We start from the raw sequence: 21,032 nt of genomic DNA on the forward strand, positions 1-21,032 counted from the left end.
GCCGGCAGGCCGACCCGATCAGCCCCGCAACGAGATGGCAATGACCAAGACCCGCTCCCGCAAAGCCTTGTACATCGGCCTGCCCCTGGCCCTGGTGGCCGCCCTGGGTGGAGCCGCCGGCTATTACTTCTGGAAACAGGACGGCGGCTACCCCCGTGCGATCGTGCAGCAGGCCAACGACCTGCATGAGCACATGCTCTCCTTCGACAGCCATGTCACCGTGCCGTTGGGCTACGGCAGCACCGGTTACGAAGCAGACAAGGACGGCCGTGGCCAGTTCGACCTGGCCAAGGCGGCCAAGGGCCGGCTGTCCGGCGCGGCGCTGACAGTCTTCGGCTGGCCGGAGCTGTGGAACGGCCCGAACGCGCCGCACCGCCCTACCCCTGGCTTCATCGACGAGGCCCGCAACCAGCAGGAAGTGCGCTACAAGATCATCAGCGGCATCGTGCGCGACTTCCCCAACCAGGTCGGCATCGCCTACACACCGGACGACTTCCGGCGCCTGAACGGCGAAGGCAAGTTCGCCATCTTCATCAGCATGCTCAACGCCTACCCACTGGGCAGCGACCTGTCGCAGCTCGACTTGTGGACCAAGCGCGGCATGCGCATGTTCGGCTTCAGCTACACCGGCAACAACGCCTGGGCCGATTCCTCGCGGCCACTGCCATTCTTCAACGACACCCCCGACGCCTTCGGCGGCCTGTCGCCCCTGGGCGAGCAGGCGGTCAAGCGACTCAACGACCTGGGCGTGATCATCGATGTCTCGCAGATGTCCACCCTGGCCCTGGAAGACGTCGCCCGCCTGAGCCGCGCGCCGTTCGTGGCCTCGCATTCGGCGCCACGGGCGCTGGTGGACATTCCGCGCAACCTGTCCGACAAAGAGATGCAACTGATCAAGGACAGCGGCGGCGTGCTTCAGGTGGTGGCCTTCACCACTTACCTCAAGCCCCTGAGCAAGCCGACCCTGGAGAAGCTCGAAGCCCTGCGCGCACGCTTCGACCTGCAACCGTTGCAAGGCCTGACCAACGCACTGATGCCGGGCGACCCGATCATCGCCATCTGGCCAGAGGCGCGCTTCGGCGAATACGCCAGCAGCTTGTATGCCATCGTCGACGAAGAGCCCCGCGCCGGCCTCAAGGAGTACGTCGACGCCATCGACTACGCCGTGAAGAAGATGGGCATCGATCATGTCGGCATCAGCTCCGACTTCAACGATGGTGGCGGCGTCACCGGTTTCATGAATGTCGGCGAAATCCGCAACGTGACCGCCGAACTGCTGACCCGCGGCTATTCCGAAACCGATATCGCCAAGCTCTGGGCAGGCAACTTCCTGCGCGTCTGGGGGCAGGTGCAGAAAGCCGCCAACCCAGTGGCCCAACTCGCCAATACCGCCCAGGAAACCCGCCATGACTGATCGGCGCGCCTTCCTCAAGCAGGCCGCCGCCCTGGCGGCCAGCCTGCCGTTGCTGCCAAGCGCCCTGGCCGCCACCGCCACCCCGGCGTCATTGCAGGGCCCGGACAAATGGCGTCAGTTGCGCCAGCTGTTCCCCCTGGCGCCGGATGTCGCGCACTTCGCCAACTTCCTGATCACCGCCCACCCGCGCCCGGTACAGGATGCGATCGACCGCCACCGCGCCACCCTCGACCACAACCCTGCAGTGTGCATGGACTGGGAGAGCCAGTACGAATGGCAGCGCGAGGATGAGGTCCGCGAGTGGGCTGGCCGCTATCTGGACGTGCGCCCCCGCCAGGTCGCCCTCACCGGCAGCACCACCGAAGGCCTGGGCATGATCTACGGCGGCCTGCACGTGGCGTCGCACCAGGAGATCCTGACCACCGAGCACGAGCACTACTCGACCCACAACTGCCTGGCCTTCCGTCAGCGCCAGCATGGCACCCAGGTGCGCAAGCTGCGCCTGTTCGACAAACCGGGCGACGTGTCTGCCGACCGTGTATTGAGCGTGATCGACCGCAGCATCCGCCCTGAAACCCGTGTGCTGGGCATGACCTGGGTGCACTCGGGCAGCGGCGTGAAGCTGCCGGTGGGCGCCATCGGCGAGCTGGTGCGCCAGCACAACCGCAACCGCGACGAGGCCGAGCGCATTGTCTACGTTGTCGATGGCGTGCATGGCTTCGGCGTGGAAAACGCCCGCTTCGCCGACTTCAACTGCGACTACTTCATCGCCGGCACCCACAAGTGGATGTTCGGCCCACGCGGCACCGGGATCATCTGCGCGGCGTCCGAGCAGATGCAGCACCTGACACCGACCTTCGCCACCTTTTCACGCAACGAGGACTTCGGCACCATCATGACCCCGGGCGGGTACCACGCCTTCGAGCACCGCTGGGCGCTGGGCGAGGCCTTCAAGCTGCACCTGGAGCTGGGCAAGGCCGATGTCCAGGCGCGTATCCACCAGCTCAACGACTACCTCAAGGCGCGCCTGGCCGAGCACCGCGCCGTGGAGCTGGTGACGCCGGTCAGCCGCGAGTTCTCCGCAGGCTTCACCTTCTTCCGCATCAAGGATCGCGATCCCGATGCCGTGGCCGCCTACCTGAACGCCAACAAGGTCATGGTCGATGCCGTGGACCGCGACGCAGGGCCGGTGATCCGCTTTGCGCCAAGTCTGCTCAACGACGAACAGCAGATCGACCGGGCCATGGCATTGCTGCGTACACAGATCGGGTAAGCCTCGTCGCAGGCTCCACAGGGGCTGCGTGGGAGCGGGCTTGCCCCGCGACCACCGGCCTCGCCGGTGCCATCCTGCATGCGCGCCATCGCGGGGCAAGCCCGCTCTCACGTTAACCGGCCACGTGCTCGTAGCTAGCGCAGCAACGCCTGGATCTGCTCGTGCAGGGTATCCAGGTCGAACGGCTTGGCCAGGATCGGCGCCTTGCGCGCGATCGGGCTGCCCGACTCGAGAATCTCCGCCGGGTAGCCGCTGATGAAGATCACCTTCAGGTCAGGCCGCAGCTTCACTGCAGGCTCGGCGATCTCCACCCCGGAAATCCCGCCCGGCAGGCGGAAATCGGTGACCATCAGGTCCAGGTGCGGCTTGCTGGCCAGGATCGCGAACGCCTGCTCGCCATCCTCGGCCACCAGCACGTGGTAGCCCTCACCCGCCAGGTAATCACGCAGGATCATGCGGATCGCCGGCTCGTCTTCGACCACCAGTACCACGTCTTGTGCATCTTCACTCATGACAACGCCTTCGAATTCAATAGGTTGGCTATCAGACCGCAGCTTTACGCAGAGGTTGCCCGGGTCTGGTCACAGGCGTGCGGCAACACCGATAGCGGCAACTGGACAGTGAACGTCGACCCTGCTCCAACCTGGCTGTGGACCTGGATCCGCCCGCCGTGGGCCAGGATGATCTGCTCGGAAATGTACAGCCCCAGGCCCAGGCCGCCACTGGCCTGCTGCGCGGCAACGCGCTCGAACTGCTGAAAGATCCGCTGCTGGTTCTGCGCATCGATGCCGATACCCTGGTCCTGCACCTGCACGCAGGCCATGGTGTCCTCTTCGAATACCCGCACCTGCACAGGCTTGCGATTGCCGTAGCGCAAGGCATTGGACAACAGGTTAGCCACGACCTGTTCAATCCGGAATTCGTCCCACTCGCCCTGCAAGGCATCGCAACGCTGCAGTTCGATCACGGTATCCACCGCGCTGGCCTGGGCGGTAAAGTTCTCCACTAGGCCCCGTACCAACTGGCCAAGATCGAAGGTGCGCGGCCGGATCGACAGCTTGCCGGTGCGAATCCGCGACACGTCGAGCATGTCCTCGACCAGGCGGATCAGGCTGTTGATCTGGCGCTCGTCGCGCTCGACCATGGCCTTGAGCTTGTCCTCGCTGAATGCCGCCAGATTGCCGCGGGACAGGTGCATGCGGCGCAACTGTGTTTCCAGGATCAGTCCGTTGAGTGGCGTACGCACCTCATGGGAAACGATCGACATGAAATCGTCGCGCATGCGTACCGCCCGCTCCAGCTCTCCACGGGCCAGCTGCAACTGGTTGAGCAGCAGTTCCTGCTCCTGGCGGCCCTGTTCCAGGGCCTGCAACTGGCGGTCCAGGGCCTTGCGCTGGCGGAACAGGTCGACGAACACCGACACCTTGCTCTTCACCGCCAAGGTTTCCAGGGGTTTGTGCAGAAAATCCACCGCCCCGCTCTCGTACCCCTTGAAGGCATAGTTCATCTCGCGCCCGGCGGCGCTGACGAAGACGATGGGGATGTTGCGAGTCTTCTCCATGCCGCGCATCAGCTCGGCCAGCTCGAAGCCGTTCATGCCCGGCATCTGCACATCAAGGATGGCCAGGGCGAACTCGTGTTCGAGCAGGAGCGACAGTGCCTCGTCGGCCGACTGTGCCTGGTACACCTCGCGGTCATCGCCCTGGATCAGGGCGTCCAGGGCCAGCAGGTTTTCCGGCAGGTCGTCGACGATCAGCAGTTTCGCGGTGATGTGGCTTAGCATGCGCTGGGTTCCAGGGTAGCGAGCAACTGCCCGATACCACTCAGGGAAAGAATATGGTGCGGGTCGTGCAGGGCCAGGGCGGCCTCCGGCATCAACGCGACCTGTGCTTCGCGGGGGTCCTGGACGACCGTCCGGCCACCGCTTTGTCTGATCCGCAAAAGCCCGCGGGCACCGTCTTCATTGGCTCCGGTGAGCAATACGCCGAGCAGCTCCGGGCCATAGGCGTCGGCGGCCGACTCGAAGAGAAAATCGATTGCCGGTCGCGAGAAATGCACCGGCTCCTCCTGGCTCAGCGACAGGGTGAAATCCCGCTCCACCGACAGGTGATAGCCCGGCCCCGCCACATAGATCAGCCCCGGTTCTATCCGCGCCTTGTCGAGGGCCTCGCGAACCGGGCGGCGCAGGCGGCGCTGCAGCACCTCGGCCAGCTGGCTGTGGCGATCGTCGGGCAGGTGCAGCACGCACAGCACCGGGATGGCGAAATCGTCGGGCAGCGCGCCAAGCACGCTGAACAGTGCCGATACGCCACCCGCCGAGGCGCCAATGACAATCGCGCGCACGCTGTTCATGTCTTGCGGTAGATCCGCTCGGGCCGCACCAGCGGCTCGAAACGCTCGCCGTAGGCCGAGAAGTCCACCGACTCCTTGCTGCCCAGCACCAGGAAACCGCGGTGGCACAGCGACTCGTGGAACAGCCCCAGGGCACGGTCCTGCAAGCCCTTGTTGAAGTAGATCAGCACATTGCGGCACGACACCAGTTGCGTCTCGGAGAACACGCTGTCGGTGGCCAGGCTGTGGTCGGCGAAGGTCACGTTGTCGCGCAGGCTGGCGTCCATGATGGCGTTGCCGTAGGCGCTGGTGTAGTACTCGGAAAAGTCTCGCCGACCACCGGCCTTGCGGTAGTTCTCTTCGTACTCGCGCATGCTCTGCATCGAGTAGATGCCCTGCTTGGCCCGCTCCAGCGAATGCGGATTGATGTCGGTGGCATAGAGGATGGTGCGTTCCAGCAGGCCTTCCTCGCGCAGCAGGATGGCCATGGAATACACCTCCTCGCCAGTGCTGCAGCCAGCGATCCAGATCTTCAGCGACGGCCAGGTGCGCAGCAGCGGCACCACTTCGTTGCGCAGTGCCAGGAAGTGCCCGGGGTCGCGGAACATCTCGCTGACCGGGATCGTCAGGTACTGCAGCAGCTCGAGGAACATGCCCGGGTCATGCAGCACCCGCTCCTGCAGCGCCGACACCGTGCGGCAGTCGAACTGGCGCACGGCGTGAAGGATCCGGCGCTTGATCGAGGCGCCGGAGTAATCGCGAAAGTCATAGCTGTACTTGAGGTAGATCGCCTCGATCAGCAGCCGGATCTCGATATCGGTATTGCGTTCACTGGTCAAGATTTCAGATTCGCTCCAATTGCGGCAGCCAGACCCGGATCAGCGAGAACAGGCGGTCCAGTTCGATCGGTTTGGCCAGGTAGTCGTTGGCCCCGGCCTGCAGGCAACGCTGCTGGTCGTCCTTCATTGCCTTGGCGGTCACGGCGATGATCGGCAGCTTGCGCCAGCGCGGTTGCTGGCGGATCAACCGGGTCGCCTCGTAGCCGTCCATTTCCGGCATCATCACGTCCATCAGCACCAGGTCGATGTCGTCGTTGGCTTCCAGGCATTCTATGGCCTCGCGCCCGTTGCGGCCGATCTCGACGATGGCGCCCTTGTGTTCCAGGGCGCTGGTCAGGGCGAAGATATTGCGCACGTCATCGTCCACCAGCAGGATCTTGCGCCCCTCGAACACCTTGTCGCGGCTGCGGGCGGTCTTGAGCATGCGCTGGCGTTCGTTGGACAGCTGCGACTCGACCTTGTGCAGGAACAGCGTCACCTCGTCGAGCAGGCGCTCGGGCGAGCGCGCGCCCTTGATGATGATCGAGCGCGAGTACTTGAGCAGGTCGGCCTCCTCCTCGCGGGTGAGGTTGCGCCCGGTGTAGACGATCACCGGCGGGAAGCTCCGGATGTCCTCGGCGGTCATGCGCTTGAGCAGCTCGTTGCCGAGCATGTCGGGGAGCTTGAGGTCGATGATCATGCAGTCGTAGATGTTCTCGCGCAGCAGCGCCAGGGCATCCTGGGCCATGGCCACGGCGGTTATCTCGATATCGTCGTCGCCGATCAGGCGGGCGATGCTCTCGCGCTGCAGGTCGTCGTCCTCCACCAGCAGGATGTGCTTGAGCTTCTGCGTGAGCTTGGCCTCCAGGCGACCGAACACGGCCTTGAGTTCCTCGCGGCTGGTGGGCTTGACCGCGTAGCCCACCGCGCCCATGTGCATGGCCGCCTCGACCCGGTCCTCCACCGAAATGATATGCACCGGAATGTGCCGGGTGCCGGCCTGTTCCTTCAGGCGCTGCAGCACGGTGAGCCCGGAATGGTCAGGCAGGCGCATGTCCAGCAGGATGGCGTCGGGCAGGTACTGGGCGGCCAGTTCGAAGCCCTCGTCGGCGGCATGAGCGACCAGGCAGCTGTAACCCAATTCGTGGGCCAGGTCGAAGAGGATGCGGGCGAAATTCGGCTCGTCCTCGATCACCAGGATGCAGCGGTTGCCGAACGGCGCCCGCTCGCGGTCATCGGCGAAGGCCGGGGTCGGGCGCTCGCTGCGAACGGGCGCAGGCACCGGCGGGGCCGGCGGCAGTTCGTCGACCGCCGGGCGCAGGCTGTGCACCTCGACCTGCTGCGCCGAGGGTTCGAAGTGCTCGGGCAGGATCAGGCTGAACACGCTGCCCTGCCCCGGGCTGCTGTCGACATTGATCTGCCCGCCCAGCAGATGCGCCAGGTCGCGGGAGATGGACAGCCCCAGACCGGTGCCGCCATAGCGGCGGTTGCTGGTGCCATCGACCTGGTGGAAGGCGCCAAAGATCGCCTGCTGCTGGTCGGCGGCAATGCCGATACCGGTGTCGCGCACCGCGAAGACGATGCCCAGGCCTGTCTGGTGGCTGATGCGCAGGCTGACCTGGCCGCGCTCGGTGAACTTGATGGCGTTGGACAGCAGGTTCTTGAGAATCTGCTCCAGGCGTTGGCGGTCGGTGAACAGGGCCGCCGGCAGCGGCTGCTCCAGCTGCACGGCGAAGGACAGGCCCTTGTCCTGCGCCAACGGCCGGAACATGCCCTGCAGGCCTTCGACCAGACGCTCCAACGGTGTGCTTTCGGCGCGCACTTCCAGCTTGCCGGCCTCGACCTTGGCGATATCGAGAATATCGTTGATCAGGTTGAGCAAGTCGTTGCCGGCCGAGTAGATCGACTCGGCGAATTTCACCTGCTCCTCGCTGAGATTGCCGTCGGCGTTCTCGGCCAGCAGCTTGGCCAGGATCAGCGAGCTGTTGAGCGGCGTGCGCAGCTCATGGGACATGTTGGCGAGGAACTCGGACTTGTACTTGCTCGAGCGCTGCAGGTCATCGGCGCGGGCCTGCAACTCGACCTGGGCCTGGTTCAGCTCGCTGTTCTTGCGGTCCAGGGCCTCGGTGCGCTCGGCCAGTTGCTCGTTGGTCTGCTCCAGCTCCGCCTGCTGGGTCTCCAGGTGGGCCTGGGATTCCTTGAGCACCCGCGACTGTTCCTCGAGCTCTTCGTTGGCGGTCTTGAGCTCCTCCTGCTGCACCTGCAGTTCCTCGTTGAGCTGCTGGGTCTCGGCCAGCACTTCCTGCAGACGCTGACGGTAGCGGGCACTTTCGATGGAGATGCCCAGGTTTTCGGCGACTCGCTGCAGCAGTTCCACGTCACGCTCCTGCAGCGGACGCAGGAAGCCCAGCTCCAGCACGCCGTTGACCCGTCCATCGTCCTGCGCCGGCACCAGCACGCCGCTGCGCGGCAGGCCACGACCCAGGCCCGAGCTCAGGCGATAGTAGTCTTCCGGCAGCTCATCCAGGCGCAACAGCCGCCCCTGGGCCACCGCCTCGCCCAGCAGGCCGGCATGATCGCCCACGCGCGGTTCGCTGGCCTGCTGTTCGGCATCCAGCCCATAGGCGGCGACCCGCACCAGCTGGCCATGCTCATCGCGCACATACAGCGCACCGACCACGCTGCCCAGGTAACCGGCGAAAAAGCGCAGGATATTGTCGCCGAGCATTGGCAGCGTCAGCTGGCCGAGCACCTGCTCGGCCAACTGGGTCTGCCCGGCGCGTAGCCAGGCCTGTTGCTCCAGGCGCTCGGCCGCACGTTGCTGGGCCTCGAGGTTCTCGACATAGCTCGAGGACAAGGCCAGCAGGTCGCGCCGTCCCAGGTAGGCGAGCAACGCGCTCAGGGCAACGATGAACAACACGAACGCCGAGATCGCGGTCGTGGTGACCGTGCTGACCGTCTCGTTACGCGCCGTGCGCAGTTGCTGCTCAGTGTTGATGAAGGTGTCGAATTCCTTGCGGATCTCGTCGGTCAGGCGCTTGCCGCGGCCACGGCCAATCGACGACACCACATCACCCTGCTGACTGCGCCGCTGGCTGATGACTTCGTTGCCGAAGGTGTTCCACTCGCGCTGCAAGGCCGCGATGCGGTCGATGCGGTCGACTTGCTGGGGGTTGTCGGCCACCATTCCCCGCAGGCTGTCCAGGCTGCCGAAGATGCGCGGCTTGGCCACCTCGTAGGGGTCGAGGAAACGCTCTTCGCCGGTCAGCAGATAGCCGCGCATGCCGGTTTCCATGTCGATCGACAGCTTGATCGTCTCGTTGGCATTGCCGATCACCCGATCGGTGTGCTCGACCCACTGCATGGCCGAAAGCAGGTAGTAGATCACCGCGACAAAGGCCACGGCGCCCAGTAGCCCCACTCCCAGGGGCAGGCCGACGTTGCGGCTCAGCAGTTTGCGAAAACTGCGTTGGTCCATCGAGGCTGCTTGAATCATGTGAAAGTGCCCGAGCGAAATAAGTCCATTGAACAGACCGGCGTCTACGTCGTGTAAGTGTTGCCCTGCGCCAGACCGACCGCGAATACAGCGAGTCTAACCAGCTTTCGCGGAACTGGCAGGGCATTTAGCCAGTATTTGAAGCCTGTCTGCAGCAATCGTTCCATCTATTTGCCCATGCCGTTAAGCTTGGGAACTTCTGCCATGGCCCCGCGCACAGAGTAGAGACAATCCATCGAAACAGGATCCACACAATGCACCTTCTGGTAGTCGAAGACGACGACATCGTTCGCATGCTGATAGTCGAAGTGCTCGACGAACTGGGCTATGCCGCCATCGAGGCCGACAGCGCTGCCGCGGCCCTCAAGATCATCGAGGATCCTACGCAACCGCTGGCGCTGTTGATGACCGACGTGGGGCTGCCCGACCTGCGCGGCGAGGAATTGGCGGCCAAGGCCCGGGAAAGCCGGCCGAACCTGCCGGTGCTGTTCGCCAGTGGCTACGCCGAGAGCTTCAACGTGCCCCCAGGCATGCACCTGATCGGCAAGCCATTCAGCATCGACCAGTTACGCGAAAAAGTGCAGGAGATTCTTCTCGCACCGTGAACCCTGAAGGCTTGCGGCCCATCGCCGGCAAGCCGGCTCCATAGGGACCGTGCCCATGCCAGAGGCCAACTGAAATAATTTGAACGTCTCGCGCCTTTAGGCTTCAAACCTTCGAGGTATGCCTCTCTCGTCGGAAAGCCACCATGAAGATGCCCTGTCGTGCCCCTTGCGCTTGCCTGGAACTGGATTTCGTCCGCGATACCCTGTTCGGCCCGGTGGCCCAGCGCGCCATGTGCCAGGTCCAGTTGGCCGCCCTCAGCCTGCAGGGCCGTCCCGCGCTGCGCCTGCATATCGAACCGCCGTTACCCGGCAAGGTGGAGAAGGCGCACAGCGTCGCCTTCGCCTGGGAAGGGCGCAACTATCGGGGCGTGGTCCGTGAACACGTCAAATGCGGCGACGGCGGCATCAACCTGCTGCTCGAGTTGCAATGACCTCAAGCAATCGCTTTGTGGGCGCCCGGCGGGGCATCACGTTGTGCCTTGACCCGACTCACAAGGCCCAGCAGGTCATGGCAGGTATTGAGGCTGGCAATCGGCACGCCCGTCACGGTAAGGCAATCGTCCAGGCTCGAGCCCTGGCCCAGACGAATGGTGAGGTGCTCGCCGTCCGCACAGCTCACCTCGCAGCGGTCGGGCAGGCAGGCCTGTTCGATCATCTGCCGCATCTCAAGCATCGAAACGCCAATCAACGACATGGTACGACCCTCTCTTGTACTGGATGGCCTGTTGGGTGTGGTACGCCCTCGACGGGCATGATGCCAATTGAGATTGCCCATGAGGGGGCGCAGGTCCATTCGCCCCAGCGATGACAACGGCTCAATGCCTCTAGCACCTTAGTGGAAGAAACCGCTGGCAGGGCAACGTTCGGTCGTCTTCACACCGCAGGCGACGGGCGGTCAGCGACTACATCCGTGCCAGTTCCTCACGGCAGAATTCCACGAACAACTGCGCCGGTTTGGTCAGTTGCACACGCTTGAGGTGCGCCGCCGCCAACCCCGACAGCGTCACTGGCTCGGCAATCGTCAGCGTCACCAGACGCTGCCCGTCGTAGGTGAATTCCGAGTGCGGCCGGGTGACCAGCAGCGAGAAACCGAAGCCCTGCCCCACCATGCCCCGGACCATCTCGATCGACGGGGAGCTAAAGACGATATTCGGCGTCAGCCCCAGTTCGTTGAACAGGCTGACGAAATAGGTGCGGCTGGGGGCCACGTCGAGCAGGATCATCGGCTCGGGGCACAGGTCACGCAGCGACACCTGGGCTTGGCCTGCGAAACGGTGCTTTTCCGGTAGCAGCACATAGGGTTTCTGTGGCGGCATCAGCGGCTCGGTCTCGATGGTGCCGTCCAGGTCATGGTCGTAGAGGAACGCCAGGTCGAAGGTACCGGCCGTCAGCCCCTGGATCAGGTCCTGTTGCTCGCCGTCGCGCAGGCGGATGTCCACCCCTGGGTAGCGCTCGCGGAAGCCGGCGATCAGCCGCGGCAGATACAGCGGCGCCACGGTCTCGAAACAGCCGATGTCGATCTGCCCGGCCACCGTGTCGTTGTCGGCCAGGGCGTTCTGCTCGAACTCGTGGGCCATCTGCAACAGGGACCGGGTCTTGGCGTAGAAGCGCTTGCCGCTGGGCGTCAGCGACACGCCCTGGGCGTGATGGCGAATGAACAGCTGCACGCCGAAGCTCTCTTCCAGGCTCTTGATCGCCGTGGAGATCGACGGCTGGGCGATGTACAACTGGCGCGAGGCTTCGGCGACGCTGCCGGCCTCCACGGTGGTGACGAAGTACTTCAGTTGGCGCAAGGTGTAGGAAGCCACGCTGACCTCTCTGGCGCCGTGTGCGGCGCGCGGGATTTTCCTGTCAGCTTACCGCGCCTTGAGGCGCGCGGGCGGATCACCCAGGCAAGGATTTACCTGGGGGTTGAGCAGCATTTTCCGTGGTGATCCAGGCGGTCAGACCGCCTGCAACGGAATATCGCCAGCGCTGCCTTTGCCGTCGCGTCGCTCGCTCATCCAGTCATTGACCTTCTGCCCGAACTCGGCCGGCGCCTTGCGCCCGAACCGCCGCGCCAGGTCGAGGATGGTCTGTTGGGCCAGCGCCTCCTCCATGCGCTTCTGCGCCCCCAGCATCACCGCGTGGATCGCACAGGTGCCCTCGGTCGCCCAGCCTGGCGCCGAACCTTCGAACACCGCGCAGCGCTCGCGGATCTCGCGGCAATCGAAGAGCTTCTTCGGCCCATCGATGGCCGTGACGATATCCAGCACGGTGATTTCGTCGGAAGGCCGCGCCAGGCGAAACCCGCCGCGCACGCCTTCGGTCGCGGCGACCAGCCCGGCCCGGGCGAGCTTGGTGAAGACCTTGGCCAGGTATTCCTGGGGCACCCCCTGCAGTTCGGCCAGGTCGCGCACGCTGGACTCGCGGCTGTCGCCACGCTCGTCCACCAGGAACAGCAGGCAGTGGATGCCGTACTCGACGCCTGCACTGTAGAGGGACATACAAATCTCCGACTGACTTTGTCGCAAATAGTACGCCCTTCAGCGCTGGCAAGCAAAGCCGGGCGTAGCCGCCCGTCGCCGGGCAGGCCGATCGAGACCCCGCTTAACGCCATACAACACAAGGCATCCAGGCGTCTCTGGGCGGTTGGCGAACAACCCGATGCGCAAAAAACACTTGCCGAATTAAACTACGACCAATACAGTCGTAGTTGCTCGACAAGCAGCACATGCTTCGTCGAAGCCCTTTCCTACCTTGCGGAGCACCTTCATGACCTCTCGTATCCTGATCATCGGTGCCGGCTTTGCCGGTGTCTGGAGCGCACTGAGCGCCGCCCGCCTGCTCGACCAGGCCCAGCGCGGCGACGTGCGCATCAGTGTGCTGGCCCCGCAGCCGCAACTGCGGATCCGCCCACGCTTCTACGAAGCCGACGTGCACAGCTTGCAGGCGCCATTGGAAGCGCTGTTCGACGTGGTGGGCGTGGAGTTCATCCACGGCACCGCCGACACCATCGACAGCGACGCCCGCCTGGTCGGCTATCGTGATGCCGACGGCCACCAGCACCAGCTCGGCTACGATCGCCTGATCCTCGCCGCCGGCAGCCAGGTGGCCCGCCCCGCCGTCCCGGGCCTGGCCGAGCACACCTTCGATGTCGACCAGATGGAGTCGGCCACTCGCCTGGAACAGCACCTGCACAGCCTGGCCAGCCTGCCCGCCTCCCCGGCGCGCAACACCGTGGTGGTGTGCGGCGGTGGCTTCACCGGTATCGAAACGGCCACCGAGCTGCCATCCCGGCTGCGCGCCATCCTCGGCGAAGGCCAGGCCCGTGTGGTGCTGATCGACCGAGGTGCCAGCATCGGCGCCGCGCTCGGCGCCGGGATCACCCCGGCCATCGTCAGCGCCAGCGAGCAGGCCGGCGTGCAATGGCTGACCGGCACCTCGGTGGTGGCGGTGGATGCGGGGGGCGTGACCCTGGATAACGGCGAATACATCGCCAGCAAGACCGTGATCTGGACCGTGGGGGTCAAGGCCAGCCCGTTGACCGCCCAGGTCGCAGGCGAGCGTGACGGCCTGGGCCGCCTGAAAGTCGACGGTCACCTGAAAGTCGTTGGCCAGGACTACATCTACGCCACCGGCGATGTCGCCCGCGCCGCGGTCGACGACCTGGGCAACCACGCGCTGATGACCTGCCAGCACGCCATTCCCATGGGCCGCCATTCGGGCAACAACGCCATGGCCGACCTGCTGGGCGTGGAGCCGGTGATCTATCGCCAGCCCAAGTACGTCACCTGCCTGGACCTGGGCGAATGGGGCGCGGCCTACAGCGAAGGCTGGGAACGCGAACTGCACCTGCAGGGCCAGGACGGCAAGCAACTCAAGCGCCAGATCAACACGGTGTGGATCTATCCCCCGGCAGCGGATCGCGCCCAGGCGCTGGCGGCTGCCGACCCATTGATTCCGATCGTTGCATGATCAAAAAGGGCCGCTATGCGGCCCTTTTTGCGACGGAATGAAGGCTGGTAGTCAGCAAGTGACGACACACCCGGGGGACCGAGCGTTCATTGAACGACTGGTCAAAAATAGTGGCACTGTGTCATCATTCTGAAAAAACAACATGAACCGTGAGGATATAACCCCTTTCGCAGTGCATCGAGAGCCCTACCAGCCGAGCCCGGTCCGTCCGCGCTCTTGACGCCTGCAGCCACCGTCAAGGAGCGTCGCATGCAGTTACGGAACGTTAAGATCGGCATTCGGGCAGCAGGAATGTTCACCCTGCTCGGGGTACTGGTCCTGGCCATGGGCCTGGTCGCCCTCTACGAGACCCGCAGGATGGACAGCGCCACCGACGAAATCCGCATCACGTGGATGCCCGCGGTACTCGCCCTGGGCGAGGTCAGCAGCAACCTGGGCCGAGCCCGTGCCCTCACCTTGCGCAGTGTCCTGGAGGACAGCAGCAGCGTGCGCCACGCCACCCTGGACAAGATCGTCCAGGTCAACCAGCAGCTCGAAAGCGACCTCAAGGCCTACGAGCGCACCATCATCGAAGCCGACGACCGCGCCCTGTTCGATGCCTTCATCGGTCTTAGCGAGCGTTACCACGGCCTGCAAAAAACCATTCGCAGCGCCGCCGGCAACGATCAGCTCGACGAAGCCCGCCGCCTGGTCAACGGCCCGCTGGCCGAGTACGCCGACAGCATGATGAGGGCTCTGGGCGAACTGATCGTCTACAACACCCAGGGCGCCGAGCAGGCTTCGCAGCGCAGCAGCGCGGCGTCCGACGAAGCCTTTGCCCTGATCATCGGCGCCATTGCCGTGATCCTGCTCGCGCTGGTCGGCATCGCCACCTTCCTCACCCGCAGCATCATCGTCCCGCTGGCCGACGCCGTCGCCGTGGCCGAGCGCGTCGCCACCGGCGACCTGACCCGCGAGATCACCGTGCTCGGCCGCGACGAGCCGGCCTTGCTGCTGCGCGCCCTGAGCCGCATGCAGCACAGCCTGCGCGACACCTTGCGGCGGATCGCCGCCTCCTCCGACCAGCTGGCCTCGGCCTCCGAGGAGTTGCACACCGTTACCGAAGACACCAGCCGTGGCCTGCACCAGCAAAGCGCCGAGATCGACCAGGCCGCCACCGCGGTCAACCAGATGACCGCCGCCGTCGAAGAAGTGGCCAGCAATGCCGTGAGCACCGCCGATGCCTCCCAGGGCGCCGACCGCACAACGCGCGATGGCCGCGACCAGGTCAACCAGGCACTGGCCTCGATCCAGCACCTGGTCAATGACGTGACCGGCACCGCCGAGGAAATCGAGCAACTGGCCAGCCACGCCAACCAGATCAGCCAGGTGCTTGACGTGATCGGTTCGATCGCCGGCCAGACCAACCTGCTGGCCCTCAACGCCGCCATCGAGGCCGCCCGGGCCGGCGAGGCGGGCCGTGGTTTTGCCGTGGTCGCCGACGAGGTACGCGCCTTGGCCCACCGCACCCAACAGTCCACGGCGGAAATCGAGCAGATGATCGGCGGCATCCAGACCGGCACCGAGCGCGCGGTCAACGCCATGCACAGCAGCCAAGGCCGCGCCGGCGGCACCCTGGAAGTGGCGCAATCGGCCGGCCAGGCCCTGGAGCTGATCGCCGAGGCGATCGCCACGATCAACCAGCGCAACCTGGTGATCGCCACGGCCTCTGAGCAGCAGGCCCAGGTGGCGCGGGAAGTGGACCGCAACCTGGTGAACATCCGCGACCTGGCGATGCAGACTTCGGCAGGCGCCAACCAGACCAGCGCGGCGGCCCAGGACCTGTCACGCCTGGCGGTGGAGCTGAATGGGATGGTGGCGCAGTTCAAGGTCTGAGGTGCCGGGAGCACCCTCGCGGGGCAAGCCCCTCCTACAGATCAACTGCAAGGTTGCTGTAGGGACAGGCTTGCCCCGCGATCGCATTCCAACCCTGGCGAATAGGAAAAAACGCTATAGCGCGTAAGACCTGGCGACTACCCCCTGCTCATCCCCCAGCCCAAGCTCTTGACGTTTGCATTCACACGTCAAGGAACACCCATGCTGTTGAGAAACATGAAGATCGGCAAGCGGGCGACCAGCCTGTTCACCCTGCTGGCAACCCTGGTCCTGGCCATGGGGCTGGTGGCGCTGTACGAGACCCGGCAGATGAACGATGCCACCGACGAAATACGCGGCAATTGGCTGCCAGCGGTAATCGCCCTCAACGAAATCACCGGTACCCTCGCCCAGGAACGCGCAGCGACACTGCGTGCGGCCCTGGAGCAGGACGGTGACAACAATGCCAGCGTCAAATTGCTGAATAGCACCGAGGAAGCGGTGCAGCAGGACCTGAAGGACTATGAAAAGACCATTGCCGACGCCGAGGACCGCAGCCTGTTCAGTGCTTTCATCACGGCACGCCAACATTACACCCAGCAGCAGCACGAAGTGCTACGCAACCTCAGTGCCGGCCAGATGACAGAAGCCCTGCGCCTGATCAATGGCCCATTGATCCAACGCGCCGACCGCATGATGGAAACCCTGGCGACGCTGGTGGCCTACAACTACAAGGGAGCGCAAGCCGCCTCGCAGCGTAGCGACGCGGTCAGTGATCAGGCGCTCACCGTGATCATCGGTTCAATGGTTCTGATCATCCTGGTGTTGATCGCCATCGCCATCCTGTTCACCCGCAGCATCGTCGCGCCGCTGACCGAGGCTGTCAGGGTGGCCGAACGTGTCGCCACCGGTGACCTTACCCACGAGATCGTGGTCGTCGGCCAGGACGAACCGGCATTGCTGCTGCACGCCCTGCGCCGCATGCAACAAAGCCTGCGCGACACCATCGGCAAGATCGCCGCGTCCTCCAACCGCCTGGCCTCGGCCTCGGAGGAGCTGCACAGCGTCACCGAGGACACCAGCCGTGGCTTGCTGCAGCAGAGCACCGAGATCGACCAGGCCGCCACTGCGGTCAATCAGATGACCAGCGCCGTCGAGGAGGTGGCCAGCAACGCCGTGAGCACGGCCGAAGCTTCCCAAGGCGCGGACCAGACCACCCGTGACGGCCGAGACCAGGTCAACCAGGCACTCGCCTCGATCCAGCACCTGGTCGATGACGTCACCGGCACCGCCGCAGAGATCGAGCAGTTGGCCAACAGCGCCAACGACATTACCCGCGTGCTGGATGTGATCGGCGCCATCGCCGGCCAGACCAACCTGCTGGCGCTCAATGCCGCCATCGAGGCTGCCCGCGCCGGCGAGGCAGGCCGTGGCTTTGCCGTGGTCGCCGACGAAGTGCGCGCCCTGGCCCACCGTACCCAGCAGTCCACCGCGGAGATCGAGCAGATGATCGGCGGCATCCAGATCGGCACAGAACGGGCGGTCAGCGCCATGCACAGCAGCCAGGGCCGCGCCAGCGGTACCCTGGAGGTGGCTCAGTCGGCCGGTCAGGCTCTGGAGCTGATCTCGCGGACCATCACCTCGATCAACAAGCGCAACCTGGTGATCGCCAGCGCCACCGAGGAGCAGGCACAAGTGGCCCGGGAAGTGGACCGCAACCTGGTGAATATCCGCGAGCTGGCGATGCAGACGACCACCGGGGCCAACCAGACCAGCGCATCGGCCCAGGACCTGTCGCAGCTGGCGCTGGAGCTCAATGGGCTGGTCGCGCAGTTCAAGGTCTGAACGGCCTGACGAACATCGCGGGGCACGCCTGCTCCTGCAAGGGCTGTGCAGGATCGGGCAGGCCCAGCGATGAGGTTGGCACGAATATCAGGATTTGACGCCGACCACCCGCTGCGCCTTTTCCGGCTGCGCCCGCGTCGCCAGGCAGTAATACAGCGGCACTGTCACCAACAGCCCGAACAGCCACGACAGATCCGCCCCTTCGACGATGTTCGAGTACGGCCCGACATACAGCGACGTATTGGCGAACGGCAATTGCACCAGGATGCCGCAGGCGTAGGCGATGATCGCGTGATGGTTGAAACGCCCGTAGATGCCGCCATCGGCGCGGAAGATCGAGGCGATGTCGTACTCGCCGCGCTTGATCAGGTAGAAGTCCACCAGGTTGATCGACGCCCACGGCACCAGCACAAGCAACAGCGCCAGGATCAGCCCGATGAACTGGCCGATGAAGTCCGCCGAAGCGTTCAGCGCCACCAGGGCGCAGCCCCCCAGGATCACTCCCGCCAACACCACGCGCAGCCGGATGCTCGGCGTCCAGTGGGCGGCAAAGGTCTGGATCGCGGTAACGATCGACAGCACCGCGCCGTAGAGGTTGAGGGCGTTGTGGCTGATGATGTTGAGCAGGAACAGCACCATCAGCACCGGGCCCAGCCAACCGGTGGCCTGTTTGACCGCCACCATGGCATCAGTGCCTTCCGGCACGCACAGCACCGCCACCGCACCGAAACTGAAGCACAGGATGGTGCCCAGGGTGGCACCGAGATAGGTGGCCCAGAACGGCTTGGCGATGCCGACTTCACGGGGCAGGTAGCGCGAGTAGTCCGAGGTGTAGGGCGAGAAGCTGATCTGCCAGATGATGCCCAGCGACACCGTGGCGACGAAGCCGGACAGGTTGAACGCGCCGCGGCTGAAGAAGTCGCCCGGCAGCTCCTGGGCGAACATCATGATGAAACCGGCCAGCAGCGCCGAGCCCATCACCCAGGTGCCGACGCGGTTCAACGTATGGATGAAGCGGTAGCCGATCACCCCGATGGCGGTGGCGCTCAGGGCGCCGATGACGATGGCGCCGGGCATCGGCACGCCGGGGGCGATGCCGTGGATCGACTTGCCGGCCAGGACGATGTTGGAAATGAAGAAACCGACGTAGATCAATGCGGTGAAGAACACGATCAGCAGCGCGCCATAGCGGCCGAACTGGCCGCGGCTCTGCACCATCTGCGGAATGCCCAGCTGCGGCCCCTGCGCCGAGGCCAGGGCGATCACCACCCCGCCCAGCAGATGCCCCAGCACGATGGCCAGCAGCCCCCACAGCAAGTTCAGATGGAACACCTGGACCACCATGGCACCAGTGACGATCGGCAGCGGCGCGATGTTGGTGCTGAACCACAGGGTGAAAAGGTCGCGCGCCTTCCCATGGCGCTCGGACGGTGGCACGTAATCGACCGTGTGTTGCTCGACGAGATGGTGTTGCGACGACGGTTGGGACATAGGATTCAGCTCGAAAGGTCGTTTTTATCGTTGTATGGAAACCGCTCGGGGCGGCCTCTCAGCTGAAGACCATATTATGGTATTCCAACAGTTTGACAACACTGCACTGCTCATTTTCAGCGCAACTGATCCGCTCCATGCACCGTCACGCCACACGAATATTTACACCAAGACCAGTGATTACGGGGCTTGCACCGTTTATCGCGAACTCCAGCGCACGGAAAATTCCGCTTGCAATATAGGTATTACGGTATACCATCAGACACATCAACGATAAAAACCGCGGACCACCGCAGCCTTTTCAGAGGTACACGAGATGATCGACGCAACCGTCTACAAGCACGTCCTGGGCTCCTTCCCCTCCGGCGTGACCGTCATCACCACCCTGGACGACGACGGCTCGATCGTCGGCCTCACCGCCAGCGCCTTCTCCTCCCTGTCGATGGACCCGCCGCTGGTGCTGTTCTGCCCCAACTACAGCTCCGACTCCTACCCTGTACTGATGAAGAACAAGCGCTTCGCCATTCACCTGCTCTCCGGTGAACAGCAGGCCGAGGCGTATGCGTTCGCGAAAAAAGGCAAGGACAAGGCCGTCGGCATCGAGTGGACCCTCAGCGAACTGGGCAACCCGATCCTGGCCGGCGCCACCGCCGTGATCGAATGCGAACTGTGGCGTGAATACGAAGGCGGCGACCACGCCATCATGGTCGGCAAGGTACACAACCTGATCGTCCCGCAGGAGGCGCCGCGCCCGATGGTCTATTGCCGCGGCAAGATGGCCAGCCTCCCGGCCTTCGCCTGAACCCTGACGACCGATTCCACTTAGAGCGCCTGCCCCGGCGGGCGACAACAACAAAGCTCCGAGGAAAAGCCCCATGAAATTTTCGCTGTTCGTGCACATGGAACGTTGGGATGAGCAGGTCAGCCACCGCCAGCTGTTCGAAAACCTCACCGAACTGACCCTGATGGCCGAAGACGGCGGTTTCAGCACCGTGTGGATCGGCGAACACCACGCCATGGAATACACCATCTCGCCGAGCCCGATGCCGCTGCTGGCCTACCTCGCAGCGCGCACCGAGAAGATCCGTCTGGGCGCCGGCACCATCATCGCGCCCTTCTGGAACCCGATCCGCGTGGCGGGCGAATGCGCCCTGCTCGACGTGATCAGCAATGGCCGCATGGAAGTGGGCCTGGCCCGTGGCGCCTACCAGTTCGAGTTCGACCGCATGGCCGGCGGCATGCCGGCCACCGATGGCGGCAAGGCCCTGCGCGAGATGGTCCCGGCGGTGCGCCAGCTGTGGCAAGGCGACTATGCCCATGAAGGCGAGATCTACAACTTTCCCATCTCCACCAGCGTGCCCAAGCCGGTACAGCAGGGCATGCCGCCGATGTGGATCGCCGCCCGCGACCCGGACTCGCACAACTTCGCCGTGGCCAACGGCTGCAACGTCATGGTCACCCCGCTGATGAAGGGCGACGAAGAGGTGCTGGACCTGAAGAACAAGTTCCAGGCCGCGCTGGACAACAACCCGGACGTGCCGCGCCCACAACTGATGGTGCTGCGCCACACCCACGTGCACAGCCCGGCCGAGCCGGACGGCTGGAAGGTCGGCGCCCAGGCAATTTCACGCTTCTACCGCACCTTCGATGCCTGGTTCGGCAACAAGACCGTGCCGGTCAACGGCTTCCTCGAGCCAAGCCCGGAATCGAAGTTCGCCGAGGTGCCAGCCTTCGCGCTGGAGAATATCCGCAAGAACACCATGATCGGCACCCCAGAAGAAATCATTGCGCGCATCAAGTACTACCAGGAGCTCGGTGTCGACGAGTTCAGCTTCTGGTGCGACAACAGCCTGCCCCATGCCGAGAAACGCAAGTCGCTGGAGCTGTTCATCAAGGAAGTGGTGCCGGCCTTCGCCTGAATTCCCTTTGCCTGATCGATTGCGGGAAG

At 64.5% G+C, this 21,032-nt stretch carries 18 protein-coding genes; 9 read left to right on the forward strand and 9 right to left on the reverse strand.

Annotated elements, in window-relative coordinates:
- Positions 1-40: 40 nt before the first annotated feature.
- Both pvdM and AAHK21_RS25115 read left to right on the forward strand, forming a co-directional pair.
- Complete coding sequence (gene pvdM / locus AAHK21_RS25110; RefSeq protein WP_046855255.1) at positions 41-1,414, forward strand: pyoverdine-tailoring dipeptidase-like protein PvdM; 1,374 nt, start codon at positions 41-43, stop codon at positions 1,412-1,414.
- Positions 1,407-2,687: an aminotransferase class V-fold PLP-dependent enzyme gene (locus AAHK21_RS25115; protein WP_367858704.1), complete on the forward strand. Its 1,281-nt coding sequence runs from the start codon at positions 1,407-1,409 to the stop codon at positions 2,685-2,687. The genes pvdM and AAHK21_RS25115 overlap by 8 nt, the downstream gene beginning before the upstream one ends.
- A gap of 134 nt (positions 2,688-2,821) precedes the next feature.
- Here the strand turns inward: AAHK21_RS25115 and AAHK21_RS25120 are convergent, their stop codons facing one another.
- Genes AAHK21_RS25120 through AAHK21_RS25140 form a run of 5 tightly spaced genes read right to left on the reverse strand, consistent with a single transcriptional unit; the run spans position 2,822 to position 9,332 of the window.
- Positions 2,822-3,199: a response regulator gene (locus AAHK21_RS25120; protein ID WP_023629509.1), complete on the reverse strand. Its 378-nt coding sequence runs from the start codon at positions 3,197-3,199 to the stop codon at positions 2,822-2,824.
- A gap of 44 nt (positions 3,200-3,243) precedes the next feature.
- Positions 3,244-4,470: an ATP-binding protein gene (locus tag AAHK21_RS25125; RefSeq protein WP_367858705.1), complete on the reverse strand. Its 1,227-nt coding sequence runs from the start codon at positions 4,468-4,470 to the stop codon at positions 3,244-3,246.
- A complete protein-coding gene (locus AAHK21_RS25130) occupies positions 4,464-5,039 on the reverse strand; it encodes a chemotaxis protein CheB (protein WP_367858706.1) in 576 nt (191 codons plus the stop codon). The genes AAHK21_RS25125 and AAHK21_RS25130 overlap by 7 nt, the downstream gene beginning before the upstream one ends.
- Positions 5,036-5,857: a protein-glutamate O-methyltransferase CheR gene (locus AAHK21_RS25135; protein ID WP_367858707.1), complete on the reverse strand. Its 822-nt coding sequence runs from the start codon at positions 5,855-5,857 to the stop codon at positions 5,036-5,038. The genes AAHK21_RS25130 and AAHK21_RS25135 overlap by 4 nt, the downstream gene beginning before the upstream one ends.
- A 4-nt stretch (positions 5,858-5,861) precedes the next feature.
- Complete coding sequence (locus tag AAHK21_RS25140) at positions 5,862-9,332, reverse strand: response regulator (RefSeq protein WP_367858708.1); 3,471 nt, start codon at positions 9,330-9,332, stop codon at positions 5,862-5,864.
- Positions 9,333-9,586: 254 nt separating this feature from the next.
- Between AAHK21_RS25140 and AAHK21_RS25145 the strand changes: the two genes are divergently transcribed.
- Positions 9,587-9,937 (forward strand): response regulator, encoded by a 351-nt coding sequence (locus tag AAHK21_RS25145; protein WP_367858709.1) that lies wholly within the window; start codon positions 9,587-9,589, stop codon positions 9,935-9,937.
- Between the two features lie 143 nt (positions 9,938-10,080).
- Positions 10,081-10,368: a hypothetical protein gene (locus AAHK21_RS25150; protein ID WP_102682381.1), complete on the forward strand. Its 288-nt coding sequence runs from the start codon at positions 10,081-10,083 to the stop codon at positions 10,366-10,368.
- Positions 10,369-10,370: 2 nt separating this feature from the next.
- Here the strand turns inward: AAHK21_RS25150 and AAHK21_RS25155 are convergent, their stop codons facing one another.
- From AAHK21_RS25155 to AAHK21_RS25165, 3 genes are all read right to left on the reverse strand, one after another.
- Positions 10,371-10,631: a DUF1652 domain-containing protein gene (locus tag AAHK21_RS25155; RefSeq protein WP_367858710.1), complete on the reverse strand. Its 261-nt coding sequence runs from the start codon at positions 10,629-10,631 to the stop codon at positions 10,371-10,373.
- Between the two features lie 208 nt (positions 10,632-10,839).
- On the reverse strand, positions 10,840-11,745 hold the full coding sequence (locus AAHK21_RS25160) for a LysR family transcriptional regulator (RefSeq protein WP_367858711.1): 906 nt from the start codon (positions 11,743-11,745) through the stop codon (positions 10,840-10,842).
- Between the two features lie 135 nt (positions 11,746-11,880).
- Positions 11,881-12,423 (reverse strand): Rrf2 family transcriptional regulator, encoded by a 543-nt coding sequence (locus AAHK21_RS25165; RefSeq protein WP_046855245.1) that lies wholly within the window; start codon positions 12,421-12,423, stop codon positions 11,881-11,883.
- A gap of 268 nt (positions 12,424-12,691) precedes the next feature.
- On the opposite strand from AAHK21_RS25165, the gene AAHK21_RS25170 reads away from it, so the two are divergent.
- The 3 genes from AAHK21_RS25170 to AAHK21_RS25180 all read left to right on the forward strand — a co-directional run bounded on the left by AAHK21_RS25170 (position 12,692) and on the right by AAHK21_RS25180 (position 17,593).
- Complete coding sequence (locus AAHK21_RS25170; protein ID WP_367858712.1) at positions 12,692-13,894, forward strand: NAD(P)/FAD-dependent oxidoreductase; 1,203 nt, start codon at positions 12,692-12,694, stop codon at positions 13,892-13,894.
- Between the two features lie 249 nt (positions 13,895-14,143).
- Positions 14,144-15,769 carry a methyl-accepting chemotaxis protein gene (locus AAHK21_RS25175; protein ID WP_367858713.1) on the forward strand — a complete coding sequence of 542 codons (1,626 nt, stop codon included), beginning with the start codon at positions 14,144-14,146 and terminating at the stop codon, positions 15,767-15,769.
- A 201-nt stretch (positions 15,770-15,970) separates the two neighbouring features.
- On the forward strand, positions 15,971-17,593 hold the full coding sequence (locus AAHK21_RS25180) for a methyl-accepting chemotaxis protein (protein ID WP_367858714.1): 1,623 nt from the start codon (positions 15,971-15,973) through the stop codon (positions 17,591-17,593).
- Positions 17,594-17,680: 87 nt separating this feature from the next.
- Here the strand turns inward: AAHK21_RS25180 and AAHK21_RS25185 are convergent, their stop codons facing one another.
- On the reverse strand, positions 17,681-19,084 hold the full coding sequence (locus tag AAHK21_RS25185) for a cytosine permease (RefSeq protein WP_367858715.1): 1,404 nt from the start codon (positions 19,082-19,084) through the stop codon (positions 17,681-17,683).
- Between the two features lie 316 nt (positions 19,085-19,400).
- Here AAHK21_RS25185 and AAHK21_RS25190 point away from each other — a divergent pair, with 316 nt between their 5' ends.
- Together AAHK21_RS25190 and AAHK21_RS25195 are read left to right on the forward strand one after the other, a co-directional pair.
- Positions 19,401-19,886: a flavin reductase family protein gene (locus tag AAHK21_RS25190; protein WP_023630914.1), complete on the forward strand. Its 486-nt coding sequence runs from the start codon at positions 19,401-19,403 to the stop codon at positions 19,884-19,886.
- 73 nt (positions 19,887-19,959) lie between these two features.
- Positions 19,960-21,003, forward strand: a complete 1,044-nt coding sequence (locus tag AAHK21_RS25195; RefSeq protein WP_367858716.1) for an LLM class flavin-dependent oxidoreductase — start codon at positions 19,960-19,962, stop codon at positions 21,001-21,003.
- The last annotated feature ends 29 nt before the right edge of the window (positions 21,004-21,032 follow it).

Origin of the sequence: Pseudomonas sp. TE50-2, from assembly GCF_040813665.1 — a bacterium.
GTDB classification, from domain to species: Bacteria; Pseudomonadota; Gammaproteobacteria; order Pseudomonadales; family Pseudomonadaceae; genus Aquipseudomonas; species Aquipseudomonas soli.